Genomic DNA, 14,785 nt, shown 5'->3' with positions numbered 1-14,785 from the left:
GCTTGATCTCCGATGTCTCGGGTTGGCCGATGGGCCTGGAGCCCGGCAATAGCGACTAGAGGATCAATCGGTACTTCTTGAGTCTGCGGACAGTAACTTGCTGGCAAACCCTTTTTTAATGCCACTTACCTGCCTGGCTTCTGCCCCCCTCAACCTTATAGTTGAGCTTTCACCACGTTAACCTCGGTACCGCGAATAACGGTGATCCCTGAACTGCCACTACGGTGCTGCATGACTTTGACCACTTTCACAACTTTGACCGCTGCTGGCAGTTGTTTGACCTCGGCAACAGGCTCAGCGATCACCGGTTTTTTCTGGTTATCCAGCGGGTTGCGCAAGGCCAGCTGCAACTTGCCTTCGCTCATCCCCTTGACTAGGACGACCGTTTGCTCCGGGGTCATCTCCAGCGTCACCGCACGTACCACCACCGGCTGGGTCTTGTCGGTGCTGGCCGTCTGATCCACCGCCAGTACGCGCAGGTTTTCCAGAATGGTTTCAGCCAGGGTGTTGCTGTTACTGCCGGTCTGTTTGGTGGCCAGCACGTCGACCCGATTGCCTGGCAAGAGGAACCCGCCGACACCGACCACGTCGTCCACGCGCACCGAGATGGCGCGCATGTTGGGCTCGATCAGCGAGGCCAGGGTACTGCCCCCCAAGTGTTCGGCCAGGCGCGCGCCGCGCACGATGTCGCCGCGCAGGATGGAGACATTGGCAATCTTGCCCACCACTTTGTCGGTGGCATCGAAGGCATCGTCCGGCACCGTGTCCTTGGGCATGCGCACCACGGCGACCTGCTGGGCCTCGACCATCTGCCCGAAAGAGATTTCCACCGTGGCGACCACCACGGTCTTCAGGTTGTCGTCTGGATTGGCATTGAGCCGTGCGCTCAGCCAGCTGTTGGCCATCCAGGCGGCACCCAGGCCAAGAACCAGCGACAGGGCAATCAGGGTGAGCGTACGAGAACTCATGTCTGTATCTCCTTTTCAAAGAAAATCGAGCTGGACAAAGTAGTTGTGCCAGGCCCATTTCAGATCCGCTGGCGACAGCGGTCCGGAGCTGCCCAAGTAACGCTGACGGTCGATCGCCATGTTCAACAGATCGCGTGGGTGGCAAGGCACCAGCGGCATGTTTTCCGACTCGTAGAGCTGATGTAAGACATAACGCAATAACAGCGGGTCATAGGGAATGCCCAGCCGTTCGGTTTCCTGGCGCCAGATGCGTTCATAGTCATCGGGTTGCAGATAGCCGAACGGTAGCTTGTAGCCAATGCGCCGCAGAAATGCCTCATCGGCCAATTCCAGCGGATTGAGGTTGGTGGAGAACACCAGAATCACATCGAACGGCAGCTCGCAGTGCCGCCCGCCTCCGAGGTTGAGGAAGTCACGCTTCTCCTCCATCGGCACGATCCAGCGGTTGAGCAACTCGGCCGGCGCTATGCGCTGGCGCCCCATGTCATCGATGATGAACAGGCCGTTGCTGGCTTTGAGCTGCAAAGGGGCCTGATACAGGCGAGTGAATGGGTCGTAGTGGACATCCAACTGTTCCATGTTCAACTCGCCGCCGGTGATAACCACCGGACGTTTGCAACAGATCAGCCGGCGATCGATTCCTTCGCTGAGCAGCAGCTTGCTTTGCTGTTCGTCAACATCCAGCCGCTGGTGGACGTGGGGATCGAAGATCTCGATCACCGAATCGTTGATCGCGATGGCATAGGGCACCCAGATACATTCGGCAAACAGGCAAATCAGTCGGCTGCTGATATAAGTCTTGCCGGTACCCGCAGGCCCGTAAACCATGATCGCGCGCCCGGAGTTCAGCGCTATGCCCAGTTGATCGAGCATGCGCTCGGCCAGTACCACGGACTCGAAGGCGCGATGCATTGCGCTCGCGGTGATGCCGCCATGGTGAATGGTCTGTACCTGGATCAGCGCTCGGTAGGCGCTCACCGGGAAAGGAGCCGCGCCGATATAACCACTACGCGCCAAGGCGTCACGTGCCGCGCTGCGGCCACGCTCCGTCAGGCCATAACGCAGCGTCTGGCCATTCGTCTGGCCGAGTATCTCGACCCGGCCGTCCTTGCGCAGAAAAGCCAGTATTTCCTCCAGAACCGCGCCCGTCAGTGCCAGGCGCTCGACCAGTCGCGACAGATCCAGCACGCCGGCATCGTGCAGATGCTTGCAGACCAGATCACCGAGAAAATTGTCCGCCAGGCCGGTCTCACGGACAGTGCGAGGCTGAGGCGCCAGTCGCTGCACCGCTCCCCGTTCGAAGGTCCCGGCATTTTTTTCGCTGATGGCGTACATAAGGTTCTCCCAAGCTACTGGCCCAAAGGCAACCAGATAACGCTGGTCAAAGTGCCGAGCAGGATCGCGACCGAATAGGGGAACGGCTGACCTGCCACTTCATCCGCCGCCGGTGCAAAATAGGCCCGGGCCCTCAACATCAGCCAGTAGCGCCCCAAGGTCTGCTGCACCTGGCCACGCACCAGTACAATCAGGCACCCGCACAAGCCACCGGCTATCAGGCAGAAAAACGTAGTCCAGAGTGCCGGGAACGGAGTGAGGAAAGCGCCCACCATGGCCATCAACTTGACGTCGCCGGCTGCCATCCCGCCCAGGGCGTACAGTGGCAGAAACACTCCAAAACCGACCAGGATGCCCAGCAGGCCATCCCCCAACCCGCTTACTCCACCTGAATAAGCCTGACCGGCCAGCCCCAGGGCCAGACCTACCAGGATCAGCAGATTGGGAATGCGGTGGCGACGCAGGTCGCTCACCACCGCCACGCCCAGCAGTCCTAGCAGCAGAACAGTAGCCATCAGCTGTTCCTTGGACATCACAGCATCTCCCTTGCGGAAATTATTGTTACGCGCAAGCAGCACCACCCACGGCATTGCACAGCGCTGTGATTTTGGTGTGTACATTCGTTCCGAGACTGGTAAACGCGGCAGCAACAACCGCCGTAATCAAGCCTCCTGCTACCGCATATTCCACAACGGTCAAACCATCTTCGTCTTTGACGAACTTCAGTACCGAAGCCTTGATTGTTTGCATAATCATTTTGCCCACCTCACTCGAGTGTTGTTCTTCCGGGAAGCAGCACCTTATGTACTGCGTGATGCAACATTAGTCAGGACACAACCGAAGGGGTTAGGAAGATTTTGCACATCGCTAGGACTTTTTTGCGGGCGCTGCCAAATACCGGGTGATCGGGTTTTGAAAAGGTTATGGAAGGGGCAAAACAAGAAATGGCTAGCAAATGCCATTTTCTTTGATTCGCAAGCGACGAACGGTTGATCCCAAGTACACCGGCAACGCGCCAATAAATAACCGCCCGGCACTGACTTACAGGCGGAACATAGAACGCATAGAACTAAATACGGTTTTTCTTATCAGGATTTAGTCTGCAAAGTGATAGCACATTGGCAATACTCCTCAGCGGAGAGAGGCACGAAGAACCTCAGAGCCCAGAGCCAAATACATGACGTCGAACGTGATCAGGAAGCCATCACTCCTCTGGTTCGATCGGACCCACGATCGCTCCACCCCCGAACTCATTGCGCAGTTCGAGCACGCCTGCGACTGCAAACTGGCGAAAGACTCCGCATTTTCCAGCGAGGTGCGGGCCGACATGATCTGCATCCATTTTGATCGCCCCGACACACCTGGCCTGAGGATGTTGCTGGAGATCAAACGCACCGCACCGGCCATTCCGATCACCATGTTCACCGTGCAGCACTCCGAAGAGCTGGCCGTATGGGCGATGCGTTCGTGTGTCTGGGAATACATGGTGCTGCCCCTTTCAGCCTCCGAAAAAAACCGCTACCTGGCGGCTGTCATTCAGCTCTACGAATTGCGCCGCAATGTTCGCGACCAACGCAAGACGATGCAGATCGACCATTCCCCGACCCTTCCGGGCAGCATCCGGATGACCTCGGAGCACCAGAAACACCAGGCGCTGAGCAATGTCCTGCTGTACATCGATCAGCACTTTCGGGACAACATCGATCAGAGGGAAGTGGCCAAACGCTGCGGCATGACGACTTTTCGCTTCAGCCGCCTGTTCAAGGAAGCCAACGGTCTTGGCTTCATGGATTACATCTTGAACAAGCGCATGAACTTCGCGAAGGAACTGCTCGACAACAGCCAGATGCCTATCACCAGCATCGGTTATGAAGCCGGTTTCAAGGACCCCTCCTACTTCGCTCGCGCCTTCAAGCAATTCGCCAACTGCACACCCAGCGAATACCGCTTGGCGCACCAGCTTAGAGCGTCGGTAGTCGCTGAGCTGGATGAAACAACCGCCGAAGTGCTCGATAGCCTGATACATAGCCTGGGAGGCTGAAGCACTTTTATAACGCGCACACAAAAACGCCGCTCAATGAGCGGCGTTTTTGTTAAATATGGAGCGGGAAACGAGACTCGAACTCGCGACCCCGACCTTGGCAAGGTCGTGCTCTACCAACTGAGCTATTCCCGCAATGGCGTCCCCTAGGGGACTCGAACCCCTGTTACCGCCGTGAAAGGGCGGTGTCCTAGGCCACTAGACGAAGGGGACACGCTACCCGGAACACATGGTGTGTGTTTCGGTGTCCAGACCCGCGTCCGAAGACTTGGTTCTGGTTTCACTCAGCCCTGCCCGAAAGCAAAGCCGTTTAAAATTGGAGCGGGAAACGAGACTCGAACTCGCGACCCCGACCTTGGCAAGGTCGTGCTCTACCAACTGAGCTATTCCCGCATTGGCGTCCCCTAGGGGACTCGAACCCCTGTTACCGCCGTGAAAGGGCGGTGTCCTAGGCCACTAGACGAAGGGGACACACGTACAACATTCACTCCCTACCGCGTTTCGCTGTGTGCTTTCCGCTGTAAGTGGCGCGCATTCTATGGATGGATTGAGGGGTCGTCAACCCCCAACTATAAATTTATTTAAATCAATGACTTCGCCCCCCTTTGAGGGGCAATTCCGGGTTTTCGTCCGACCGGGGTTTGACGCCTATATTCTGTCACTCGCCAAGGCGCTATAGTCCTCTCCAGCAGATGATGGCAATGTGCACCCATCCACACATTGCCTATATAGACAGCGCAAAGGCTCGATCCAACTCGTCGCGCCACCCTATGCGCCTCCAGGCTTAGCCACTACACTCGCACGCAAACCCTATAAAGAGGTCTTCACGGTGACACCACTCATGATCACCCTGCTAGTAATAGTCGGGATCGCAATATTGATCGCCATTGGCTACATGAACCATGTGGTGGAAAACAATAAACTGGAAAAGGCCCGCACCAAGGTCGAACTCAATGATCGATTGCGCCGCTGTGGCGAAATAACTGAGACCTTCCCTGGCCAGCTGATGACTCCGGCGCTCAAGCTGCTGCTGACGCGACTGGAACTCAACGTCTGCCAACGCCTGCTCAATCTGGATAAAACCAATTCGACGGCCAAAGCCCGCATCGAGGAACTGCGTGCACTGGTCGCACGAGGTGAATCGATTCCGGTCAACAACCCGCCGGCACCGATCCAGACTGAAGCCAAGGCCAAGGACGTACGCTTCTTGCTTGAAGCCTTGCATGGCCAGATCACTCGTGCGGCACAGGACGGTTTCCTGCCAACCAACGAAGCCAAGCGCTGGATTCGTGAAGTACGCCACATCCTGGTATTGCTGCACATCGAGTTCTTCAACAACCTCGGTCAACATGCACTGCAGCAGGAACAACCCGGGCAAGCCCGCCTGGCGTTCGAGCGTGGCGTGCAGTACTTGCGTAAACAGCAAGATCCGCAGGTTTACAGCGAGCAGTTGCAGTACCTGGAAAAACTGTTGGCGCGCGCCAACTCCATGGTGCTGACCAACATTGCACCTGTGGAAGGCGAAGTTAACGAGTTGACCGAAGGCCTCAAGGACGTGGAAGCCGACGCAGACTGGAAGAAAAAGGCTATCTACGACTGACACAACACCTGTGGCGAGGGAGCTTGCTCCCGCTGGGTCGCGAAGCGACCCTCACCCTCCTTCGCTCAGTTCAGGCTTACCGCGAGTATCGATCTGCGACTGCTGCGCAGTCGAGCGGGAGCAAGCTCCCTCGCCACACACGCTTACAACCTGAAATGCCCCACCATCCCCTTCAGCTCAACGCCCAATTGCGCCAGTTCGATACTCGACGTGGCATTGCCTTGCATGGCCACCGAGGATTGATCGGCACTGGCACGGATGCTGGTCACGCTACGATTGATCTCTTCGGCAACCGAACTCTGTTGTTCGGCCGCTGCAGCGATCTGCTGGTTCATCTGCTGAATCAGCGAGACCGCCGCAGCGATACTGCCCAGCGCACTCTCGGTCTGTAACGCATCACTGACGGCGAGCTTGACCAGCTCACCGCTGCTCTGTATTTGCTGCACCGACGCCTGAGCAGCTGAACGCAAGGCACTCACCAGTCGTTCGATTTCTTCTGTGGATTGCTGGGTACGCTTGGCCAGGGCCCGGACTTCATCGGCAACCACGGCAAAGCCCCTGCCCTGCTCACCGGCTCGCGCGGCCTCAATGGCCGCATTGAGTGCCAGCAGGTTGGTCTGCTCGGCAACGCTCTTGATCACGCTGAGGACAGTGCCGATGTTCTGGATTTCCGCACTGAGGCTTTCGATGCTGGAGCTGGCCGACGTCGCCGAGTCAGCCAGTTGCTCGATGCGCTGCATGCTCTGACGCACGACCTGCTGACCGGTTTCGACCTTGCCGTCTGCCGTCTGCGCTGCCAGTGCCGCTTCCTCGGCATTGCGCGCAACGTCATGCACGGTCGCGGTCATCTGATTCATCGCGGTGGCAACTTGCTCGGTCTCTTCCTTCTGGCTACTGACTTCCAGGTTGGTTTGCTCGGTCACCGCCGAGAGCGATTGCGCGGAATTCGCAAGCTGCTCGATACCCGCCTGCAAGCCGCTGACAATACTGCTCAGCCCCGCGCCCATTTGCTGCATGGCCTGCATCAACTGGCCGATTTCATCACGTCGCATCACCTGCACGGTCGCGCTCAGATCGCCCGCCGCAATTTTCTGGGCGACGAGAATCACACTGCGCAGTGGCGCAACGATCAAGCGAGTAATCACCCACGCGGCAATCAGCCCAACCAGCAACGCAAGCGCCGAAGACGCAATAATCAACGCCGAATTCTTCTTCAGTTCTGCCTGCATCGACTGGTCCTCGGCCGCGTAAGCCTGGTCGACCCGCTGCACCACTTCAGCGGCGCGCTCATGCAACTGCTGATAGACCTTTTTCTCCTGACTCAGCAGCCCCGTGTACTCGGCAAGTTTTTCGCTGAAACTGGCGATATGCCCGGCCACTTCGTTGAGCACTGTCTGGTAGCCCGCGTCCTTGACCGCGCTCTTCAATGCCTCAACCTGGGTCAATGCCTGGTCGGCCTGTTCAATCTTGCCTTGCTCGGCACTTTCGTCACTGGCCTTGCGGCTTTGATCCAGGCGCACTCGCGCCTCATTCATGGCCTGCAACATCAGCCTCGATACCTGACTGACCTGGTTGGCCTGCTCGATAAACTCAGCGCCCTCCTTGCCTTGGGTATCCTTGAGCGCATAAGCGCCATCGTCGGCAAGGCCAGCCTGCAGCACATCGAGGTTATTGGCCACGCTGGACACCGACCAACTGGCCATTTCCAGCGCCAGTTCCTTGGACTGGGTCAGCTCGACGAACTCATCGAAGGCTTTGCGGTACGCCCCCAGTGACTGCTCGACATCATTCATCACCGCAACGTTAGCCGCCGACTGAGCCTTGAGTTGCGTTGCGAGGGCGACCAACGCGTCAACACCCTTGTGCAAGGCATCGACGGTTTTCGGATCACTGTGCAAGGCGTATTCCTGCTCAAGCAAACGCACCTTGAGCAGGCCACTGTTGAGCGACGACATCTGCTTGAGCCCGTCGAAGCGCTGGCTGATGGTTTGCAAGGACCAGACGCCGATAGCGGCCACCACGGCCGTCAACATCAGGACCAGAATAAAACCGACACCCAGTTTTTTTGCCATACCGAGGTTGGCAAAACGTCCTTGCACGGCCGAAATCATTGCTCGTAACCCCCTTCCCATACTCAATGGCAACACGACCATTTTCTGTTGTTGCAGATTCGCAATGGGGTGCACCCAAGCACAAGCCTTTGGCGCCGCGATAATGGCAAAAAGCTACGCGCGAGTCGTTTTCAGAACGGTCGAAGTCGATCCGGTAAGGCGCACGCCTGAAAAAACGCCTGCGCCCGAGGATCGCTGGCATAAGCCACATTGATGCGCAGCCAATCGATGGTCTCGCCATTGGGGCTGAAGGCCGTCCTGGAGGACAGCACGATACCGAATGAGTGAGCCAGCGTGCGCACCCGTGCCGATTCGTACGCTCGTGGTCGGGCCCAAATGTACAACCCGCCCGCAGGCTTGCCGAACACCTCCCAGTCGGCGTCTTCAAGCACCAGCAATGTCGCCGCCATATCTCGTTTCAGTCGCTGACGCTGGCGCTGTACCAGTTTGCGGTAGGCGCCATTGGCCAACAGACTGCTCAGTACCGACTCGCAAAACCGCGAAGCTCCCAGGCTGGTAATCATCTTCATGTCTGCCAGGCGCGCAATGATTGCAGCGCTGGCCACGACATAACCGACCCGCAGCGAACTGCTGAGGGTTTTCGAAAAGCTGCCGACATAGACCACGTTCTGACCCGCATCCATTGCCGCCAGACGGGTGCCGGCACTGCCCTGGAAGTCTGCGTAGACATCATCCTCGACGATGATTAATTCATGACGCTTGGCCAATTGCAGAATCCGTTGCGCAACGGCGGGTGCCAGGCTACTGCCGGTCGGATTGTGGAACAGGCTATTGATGAACAACGCACGGGGATTGTTAGCGCTCAACAAGGCCTCAAGCACTTCAATGTCCGGGCCGCGAGAGGTCCTTGGTACTTCCAGCAACCTGACACCATGCAACCTGAGCAGCTTGAACAGATTCGAATACCCCGGACTTTCGACCACCACGCAATCACCCGGCTTGAGCAGCGTCCGTATGATCAGATCAAGCCCGTGAGTAGCTCCCGTAGTGGTGAGAACCTGGTTCTCATCGACGGTAATACTCATCTGCTGCAAGCGTTTGAGGATCTGTTGGCGCAAGACCGGCAACCCGAATGAAGGGCTGTAGTTGAACAGTCCGGCCATGTCGGTACGCGAAACCTGGCGAATGGCATAACTGAGATCGTCGCTCTCGCGCCAGCTTTCGGGCATACCACCACGCCCCAGCGGCAACATGCCCAACGGGTCGTCGACCAACCCGACACTGTTTGCGTCAGCCGCCGTGGGGCCCGCTGGGTCAGCGCAACGATGTGTCGCGCCCAAAGGCCCGGCAACGAAAAACCCCGAGCCATGACGCGACGCCAGCACGCCTTGGGCGACCATGCGCTCATACGCCTCGATGACACTGGACTGACTGAGCAGGTTTTCCCGGGCCAGTTGTCGAATGGATGGCAAACGCGTTCCGGGCTCAATGGCACTTTGGCGAATCCAGCCAGCGAGGGCGTCAACAATTTGCTGCACGACGGGCACCAACGCCTGCCGATCGATTCTCAATTCCATGAGAGACCCACTCCAACTGTTTTTCTGGGGCCAGTTAAGCACAGGCGCTCGCATGAAGATGTGCGACAACGCCGCTAAAACCCCCTCCTCTAACTCCTTGAAACACAATGTCCGGTGCTACGTCGCAGGCAAACCTTCAGAACGCCGTCACCCCGCCATCCACCGCCAGCGAGTGACCGGTGGTGAACGCCGCCCCATCGCTGCACAGATACAGCACCGCACTGGCAATTTCCTCGACCTTGCCGATCCGTCCCACCGGGTGCATGGCGGCGGCGAAATCGGCTTTTTTCGGATCGGCCTCATAGGCGCGGCGGAACATGTCCGTATCGATAACCGCCGGACAGACTGCATTCACGCGGATTTTCTTCTTCGCATATTCGATGGCTGCCGATTTCGTCAGGCCGATGACCGCGTGCTTGGACGCCGCATAGATACTCATCTTCGGCGCCGCGCCAAGCCCGGCCACCGAAGCGGTATTGACGATCGCACCGCCACCTTGCGCCAGCATCAGCGGCAGTTGGTACTTCATGCACAACCAGACGCCTTTGACGTTGACGCCCATGATCGCGTCGAACTCATCGAGCGTGCCTTCGGCGAGCTTGCCCTTTTCGATTTCGATCCCGGCATTGTTGAAGGCGTAGTCGACGCGACCATAAGTGCTCACCGCCTTCGCCATCAGACTCTGTACATCGTTCTCCAGGGTCACGTTGCACTGCACGAAAACCGCTTCGCCACCGGCAGCCCGAATCAGCTCGGCGGTACCTTCGCCGCCAGCCACATCAAGGTCCGCGACCACCACTTTCAATCCCTCGGCAGCAAACGCCTGGGCGGTTGCGCGGCCAATACCGGCGGCAGCCCCTGTCACCAACGCAACCTGGCCGGAAAACGTCATGCTCATTGTTATGTCCTCGAAAGATGTAGGTGATCTCGTTCTCGCAGTCTAAGCACCCTGCCCCGTCACGCGGCAGCACTATCAGAGGGCCGGTTGATTACTTATGAGCTGCGGTGATGAAGATCCCCGCCCGACTATCACTCCTTTGGATCGGACTGTATTCGCTGCGTCAGCAAACCTTGCGACAACCGCCATGAGGGTCTATCAATCAGACTTCATTCAACCTTGAGTGCCCGCCATGACTGCCCAGACCAACCGTCAATTCCTGCTCGCCAAACGCCCGGTGGGAGCTGCGACCCGCGAGACCTTTACCTATCAACAAGTCCCTGTCGGCGAGCCGGCGGCGGGCCAGATCCTGGTCAAGAACGAGTACCTGTCACTGGACCCGGCCATGCGTGGCTGGATGAACGAAGGCAAATCCTACATCCCGCCTGTGGGCATCGGCGAAGTCATGCGCGCACTCGGTGTGGGCAAGGTGATTGCCTCGAACAACCCGGGCTTTGCCGTGGGCGATTACGTCAACGGTGCGCTGGGCGTGCAGGATTACTTCCTTGGGGAGCCACGAGGTTTCTACAAGGTCGATCCGAAACTGGCGCCATTGCCGCGTTATTTGTCAGCACTGGGCATGACCGGCATGACCGCTTACTTCGCGCTGCTCGACGTCGGCGCGCCGAAGGCCGGGGAGACCGTGGTGCTGTCGGGTGCAGCCGGCGCGGTAGGCAGCATTGCCGGGCAGATTGCCAAGATCAAAGGCTGCCGCGTGGTGGGCATCGCCGGCGGCGCGGACAAGTGCAGGTTCCTGATTGACGAACTGGGCTTCGACGGCGCCATCGACTACAAGCACGAAGACGTGGTTGCCGGCCTCAAGCGCGAATGCCCGAAAGGCGTAGACGTGTATTTCGATAACGTCGGCGGGGATATTCTCGACGCCGTGCTCAGCCGCCTGAACATGAAGGCCCGCGTGGTGATCTGCGGCGCCATCAGCCAGTACAACAACAAGGAAGCGGTCAAAGGCCCGGCCAATTATCTATCGCTGCTGGTCAACCGTGCGCGAATGGAAGGCTTTGTGGTGATGGATTACGCCGCGCAGTTCGCTGCTGCCGGGCAGGAAATGGCCGGGTGGATGGCCAAGGGGCAGCTCAAGAGCAAGGAAGACATCGTCGAAGGACTGGAGACGTTCCCGGAAACGCTGATGAAGCTGTTCAGCGGTGAGAACTTTGGGAAGTTGGTTCTAAAGGTTTAACGCAAACCCATGTGGGAGCGAGCAAGCTCGCACACATTTGCGATTGATCGTTCCCACGCTCTGCGTGGGAATGCAGCCCTTGACGCTCTGCGTCAATCGCCGAAGCGGACGCAGAGCGTCCGGTGAGGCGTTCCCACGCAGAGCATGGGAACGATCTGTAAGACTTACGCCAGTTCGGCCACGACGTCGGCCAAGGCCTTGGCCGGGTCGGCTGCCTGGCTGATCGGACGGCCAATCACCAGATAGTCGGAACCGGCATCCAGGGCCTGGCGCGGTGTCAGGATGCGGCGCTGATCGTCCTGGGCGCTGCCCGCCGGACGGATCCCCGGCGTCACCAGTTGCAGCGACGGATGCGCCGCTTTCAACGCTGAGGCTTCCAGTGCCGAACACACCAGGCCATCCATCCCGGCTTTTTCTGCCAGTGCCGCCAGACGCAATACCTGCTCCTGTGGCTCGATGTCCAGGCCAATCCCGGCCAGATCCTCACGCTCCATGCTGGTCAGCACGGTCACGCCGATCAACAGTGGTTTTGGACCGCTGCGCTGGTCGAGCACCTCGCGACAGGCCGCCATCATGCGCAGGCCGCCGGAGCAATGCACGTTGACCATCCACACGCCCATTTCCGCAGCCGCCTTGACGGCCATCGCGGTGGTGTTTGGAATGTCATGGAATTTAAGGTCGAGAAACACCTCGAAGCCCTTGTCACGCAAGGTCCCGACGATTTCCGAGGCGCAGCTGGTGAACAGTTCCTTACCGACTTTGACCCGGCACAGTTTCGGGTCCAACTGGTCGGCCAGCTTCAGTGCGGCGTCACGGGTAGGGAAATCCAGGGCGACGATGATAGGAGTCTGGCAGGCGGACATGAGTGGGCTCTCAGGCAAGTCGAAATCGGCGCGCATTGTAGCGGAACGCGAGCCCGTCCGGGACCCGATGATCGGTAAATCATCTTCAACAGTGCCGGTTGGCGGATGATAAACCCTGCACGCCCGGCAATTGTGTCGAAACAGATACACTCACGACACGCCCTCAACATCGCCCAAGGCTACCCTCGCCAACCGCAAGACTTCCTACAGCACTTCCCGCCTCACGGCCGGACGCCTTATGCTGAAGCCACAACCTCGCAGCCCATCTTTTGTGGTTGGCAGCCTCTCTGGCAGATGAACGTACGCATGCAAAATAGCCCTGCTCCTCTGAACGATGATCAAAAAGCCCCCGCAGCCGGCGAAGACAAACGCTGGAACACCCGCGCGCTGATCGTTGACGATGACGTTCCGATCCGCGAACTGCTGATCGACTACCTGGCCCGCTTCAACATCCACGCCAGCGGCGTCACCGACGGCGCCGCCATGCGCCTGGCGCTGCAAGCGGAGCATTACGACGTGGTGGTGCTGGACCTGATGCTGCCCGGCGAAGACGGTCTGTCGCTGTGCCGCTGGCTGCGCGCCGAGTCGGACATTCCGATCCTGATGCTCACTGCCCGCTGCGAACCCACCGACCGCATCATCGGTCTGGAACTGGGGGCCGACGATTACATGGCCAAGCCGTTCGAGCCACGAGAGCTGGTCGCACGGATTCAAACCATCCTTCGTCGCGTGCGCGATGACCGTACCGAACAACGCGCCAACATTCGCTTCGACAACTGGCGTCTCAACAGCGTGCTCCGCCAGTTGATCTCCGTCGATGGCCTGGTGGTGCCGCTGTCGAACGCCGAGTTTCGTTTGCTCTGGGTATTCATCGAACGCCCGCGACGAGTGCTCAGCCGCGAGCAATTACTGGACGCCGCCCGTGGACGCTCGATCGAAGCGTTCGATCGCAGTATCGATCTGCTGGTCTCGCGCCTGCGACAAAAGCTCGGTGACGACCCCAAATCGCCTCAGTTGATCAAAACCGTTCGCGGCGAAGGTTACCTGTTCGACGCCCGAGACATCGGCTGATGCGTGCGCGCTTCGATACGCTGTTCGGCCGCCTGTTTGGCGTGCTGTTGCTGGCGATTATCCTGGCGCACCTTCTGGCGTTCTTCTGGTTTCACCATTACGGCCATCCCCCGCCCCCTCCACCGCCGGAGTTTTCCGCCGGGTTCAACGGGCAACCGCCTCCGCCCTTCAAACACAGACCGCCGCGGCCCTGGTTTGGCGGCCCGATCGTACCGCTGACCTTTCAGCTTATCTCGCTGGTGATTGCCGCCTGGTACGGCGCAAAACTGCTGTCCCGCCCGATCCAACGCTTGAGCGCGGCCGCCGAGAGCCTCAGCGAAAACCTCGACAGCCCACCGCTTGATGAGTCCGGCCCCCGAGAATCACGGCAGGCAGCGCACACTTTTAACCTGATGCAGAAGCGTATCCGTGAGCAGGTGCAGCAGCGCTCGCGGATGCTCGGCGCCGTTTCCCATGACCTGCGTACGCCACTGTCGCGGCTCAAGTTGCGCCTGGAGCAGATCGACGACATCAAGCTGCAAGGGCAGATGCGGCAGGACCTCGACGACATGATTCGCATGCTCGATGCGACCCTCAGCTACCTGCACGAACAACGTACCAGCGAAGCCCTGCAGTGGATGGATGTGCAGGCGCTGATCGAATCGCTCTGCGAAAACGCCCAGGACCAGGGCGCTGACGTGCAGGCCAGCGGGCACTGTGCACCGTTGCAGGTTCAACCGATGGCCCTGCGGTCGTGCATCAATAACTTGCTGGACAATGCCTTGCGGTACGCCGGCCAGGCACTGATCACTCTTGAAGACAGCCGTGAACAGTTGATCATTCGAGTGATCGACCATGGCCCGGGGATCAACGCCGACAAACGCGAAGCCGTGTTCGAGCCGTTCTTTCGCCTGGAAGGTTCACGCAATCGCAACTCTGGCGGCATTGGACTGGGCATGACCATCGCCCGCGAAGCTGCTCAACGGCTGGGCGGAGCATTAAGCCTGGAAGAAACCCCGGGCGGCGGCCTGACTGCCGTGGTCTGCCTGCCACGGGCCTGAACAGACTCTGTGTGCTGATTCGTACAAATTCCACATACCCACGACAACTGCTCCCCCGAGGCTGCATGGGCCGGTGCCTTCAC

The 14,785-nt window shown here is 58.9% G+C and carries 13 protein-coding genes and 4 tRNA genes; 5 read left to right on the top strand and 12 right to left on the bottom strand.

What is annotated here, in order from left to right:
* Nucleotides 1–155: 155 nt before the first annotated feature.
* Genes cpaB through KRR23_RS15310 form a run of 4 tightly spaced genes read right to left on the bottom strand, consistent with a single transcriptional unit; the run spans nt 156 to nt 3,059 of the window.
* The gene (cpaB, locus tag KRR23_RS15325; RefSeq protein ID WP_019689315.1) at nt 156–968 is read right to left on the bottom strand and encodes a Flp pilus assembly protein CpaB; all 813 of its coding nucleotides are present in this window, start codon (nt 966–968) and stop codon (nt 156–158) included.
* 15 nt (nt 969–983) lie between these two features.
* Complete coding sequence (locus tag KRR23_RS15320) at nt 984–2,303, bottom strand: hypothetical protein (protein WP_019689314.1); 1,320 nt, start codon at nt 2,301–2,303, stop codon at nt 984–986.
* Nucleotides 2,304–2,317: 14 nt separating this feature from the next.
* Nucleotides 2,318–2,836, bottom strand: coding sequence for a prepilin peptidase (locus tag KRR23_RS15315; RefSeq protein WP_019689313.1), 519 nt, complete (start codon nt 2,834–2,836; stop codon nt 2,318–2,320).
* Nucleotides 2,837–2,864: 28 nt separating this feature from the next.
* Nucleotides 2,865–3,059 (bottom strand): Flp family type IVb pilin, encoded by a 195-nt coding sequence (locus KRR23_RS15310; RefSeq protein WP_019689312.1) that lies wholly within the window; start codon nt 3,057–3,059, stop codon nt 2,865–2,867.
* A gap of 421 nt (nt 3,060–3,480) precedes the next feature.
* Between KRR23_RS15310 and KRR23_RS15305 the strand changes: the two genes are divergently transcribed.
* Entirely contained in the window at nt 3,481–4,344 is an 864-nt protein-coding gene (locus KRR23_RS15305; RefSeq protein ID WP_216743198.1) for a DNA-binding response regulator, read from the top strand.
* Nucleotides 4,345–4,403: 59 nt separating this feature from the next.
* Here the strand turns inward: KRR23_RS15305 and KRR23_RS15300 are convergent.
* The 4 genes from KRR23_RS15300 to KRR23_RS15285 all read right to left on the bottom strand — a co-directional run bounded on the left by KRR23_RS15300 (nt 4,404) and on the right by KRR23_RS15285 (nt 4,815).
* Nucleotides 4,404–4,479, bottom strand: a tRNA-Gly gene (locus KRR23_RS15300).
* 2 nt (nt 4,480–4,481) lie between these two features.
* Nucleotides 4,482–4,557 (bottom strand) — tRNA-Glu (locus tag KRR23_RS15295).
* Between the two features lie 104 nt (nt 4,558–4,661).
* Nucleotides 4,662–4,737, bottom strand: a tRNA-Gly gene (locus tag KRR23_RS15290).
* 2 nt (nt 4,738–4,739) lie between these two features.
* A tRNA-Glu gene (locus KRR23_RS15285) sits at nt 4,740–4,815 on the bottom strand.
* A gap of 370 nt (nt 4,816–5,185) precedes the next feature.
* Here KRR23_RS15285 and KRR23_RS15280 point away from each other — a divergent pair.
* A complete protein-coding gene (locus tag KRR23_RS15280) occupies nt 5,186–5,944 on the top strand; it encodes a hypothetical protein (protein WP_054593391.1) in 759 nt (252 codons plus the stop codon).
* A gap of 143 nt (nt 5,945–6,087) precedes the next feature.
* On the opposite strand, the gene KRR23_RS15275 is transcribed toward KRR23_RS15280, so the two are convergent.
* The 3 genes from KRR23_RS15275 to KRR23_RS15265 form a co-directional block, all read right to left on the bottom strand.
* The gene (locus KRR23_RS15275) at nt 6,088–8,055 is read right to left on the bottom strand and encodes a methyl-accepting chemotaxis protein (RefSeq protein WP_216743197.1); all 1,968 of its coding nucleotides are present in this window, start codon (nt 8,053–8,055) and stop codon (nt 6,088–6,090) included.
* 131 nt (nt 8,056–8,186) lie between these two features.
* Entirely contained in the window at nt 8,187–9,593 is a 1,407-nt protein-coding gene (locus KRR23_RS15270) for a PLP-dependent aminotransferase family protein (RefSeq protein WP_216743196.1), read from the bottom strand.
* A 136-nt stretch (nt 9,594–9,729) separates the two neighbouring features.
* The gene (locus tag KRR23_RS15265; protein ID WP_216743195.1) at nt 9,730–10,491 is read right to left on the bottom strand and encodes an SDR family oxidoreductase; all 762 of its coding nucleotides are present in this window, start codon (nt 10,489–10,491) and stop codon (nt 9,730–9,732) included.
* Nucleotides 10,492–10,723: 232 nt separating this feature from the next.
* Here KRR23_RS15265 and KRR23_RS15260 point away from each other — a divergent pair, with 232 nt between their 5' ends.
* Nucleotides 10,724–11,728, top strand: a complete 1,005-nt coding sequence (locus tag KRR23_RS15260) for an NADP-dependent oxidoreductase (RefSeq protein WP_216743194.1) — start codon at nt 10,724–10,726, stop codon at nt 11,726–11,728.
* Between the two features lie 164 nt (nt 11,729–11,892).
* Here KRR23_RS15260 and pyrF read toward each other — a convergent pair whose 3' ends face one another.
* Nucleotides 11,893–12,591, bottom strand: coding sequence for an orotidine-5'-phosphate decarboxylase (pyrF, locus tag KRR23_RS15255; RefSeq protein WP_162491267.1), 699 nt, complete (start codon nt 12,589–12,591; stop codon nt 11,893–11,895).
* Nucleotides 12,592–12,897: 306 nt separating this feature from the next.
* Here pyrF and KRR23_RS15250 point away from each other — a divergent pair, with 306 nt between their 5' ends.
* Together KRR23_RS15250 and KRR23_RS15245 are read left to right on the top strand one after the other, a co-directional pair.
* On the top strand, nt 12,898–13,662 hold the full coding sequence (locus KRR23_RS15250; RefSeq protein ID WP_103319086.1) for a response regulator: 765 nt from the start codon (nt 12,898–12,900) through the stop codon (nt 13,660–13,662).
* A complete protein-coding gene (locus KRR23_RS15245; RefSeq protein WP_216743193.1) occupies nt 13,662–14,702 on the top strand; it encodes a HAMP domain-containing sensor histidine kinase in 1,041 nt (346 codons plus the stop codon). The genes KRR23_RS15250 and KRR23_RS15245 overlap by 1 nt, the downstream gene beginning before the upstream one ends.
* Nucleotides 14,703–14,785: the final 83 nt, after the last annotated feature.

This window comes from Pseudomonas sp. CVAP#3, assembly GCF_018986375.1.
Classification (GTDB): Bacteria; Pseudomonadota; Gammaproteobacteria; order Pseudomonadales; family Pseudomonadaceae; genus Aquipseudomonas; species Aquipseudomonas helvetica.
This window is presented reverse-complemented; position numbering and strand designations above follow the sequence as displayed.

Excerpts from the sequence above, each read along its gene's own strand:
- KRR23_RS15265 (WP_216743195.1), bottom strand. The coding sequence starts at position 10,491 with ATGAGCATGACGTTTTCCGGCCAGGTTGCGTTGGTGACAGGGGCTGCC.
- KRR23_RS15280 (WP_054593391.1), top strand. The coding sequence starts at position 5,186 with ATGATCACCCTGCTAGTAATAGTCGGGATCGCAATATTGATCGCCATT.
- KRR23_RS15310 (WP_019689312.1), bottom strand. The coding sequence starts at position 3,059 with ATGATTATGCAAACAATCAAGGCTTCGGTACTGAAGTTCGTCAAAGAC.
- pyrF (WP_162491267.1), bottom strand. The coding sequence starts at position 12,591 with ATGTCCGCCTGCCAGACTCCTATCATCGTCGCCCTGGATTTCCCTACC.
- KRR23_RS15320 (WP_019689314.1), bottom strand. The coding sequence starts at position 2,303 with ATGTACGCCATCAGCGAAAAAAATGCCGGGACCTTCGAACGGGGAGCG.
- KRR23_RS15250 (WP_103319086.1), top strand. The coding sequence starts at position 12,898 with ATGCAAAATAGCCCTGCTCCTCTGAACGATGATCAAAAAGCCCCCGCA.
- KRR23_RS15270 (WP_216743196.1), bottom strand. The coding sequence starts at position 9,593 with ATGGAATTGAGAATCGATCGGCAGGCGTTGGTGCCCGTCGTGCAGCAA.
- KRR23_RS15260 (WP_216743194.1), top strand. The coding sequence starts at position 10,724 with ATGACTGCCCAGACCAACCGTCAATTCCTGCTCGCCAAACGCCCGGTG.
- KRR23_RS15315 (WP_019689313.1), bottom strand. The coding sequence starts at position 2,836 with ATGTCCAAGGAACAGCTGATGGCTACTGTTCTGCTGCTAGGACTGCTG.
- KRR23_RS15245 (WP_216743193.1), top strand. The coding sequence starts at position 13,662 with ATGCGTGCGCGCTTCGATACGCTGTTCGGCCGCCTGTTTGGCGTGCTG.
- cpaB (WP_019689315.1), bottom strand. The coding sequence starts at position 968 with ATGAGTTCTCGTACGCTCACCCTGATTGCCCTGTCGCTGGTTCTTGGC.
- KRR23_RS15275 (WP_216743197.1), bottom strand. The coding sequence starts at position 8,055 with ATGATTTCGGCCGTGCAAGGACGTTTTGCCAACCTCGGTATGGCAAAA.
- KRR23_RS15305 (WP_216743198.1), top strand. The coding sequence starts at position 3,481 with ATGACGTCGAACGTGATCAGGAAGCCATCACTCCTCTGGTTCGATCGG.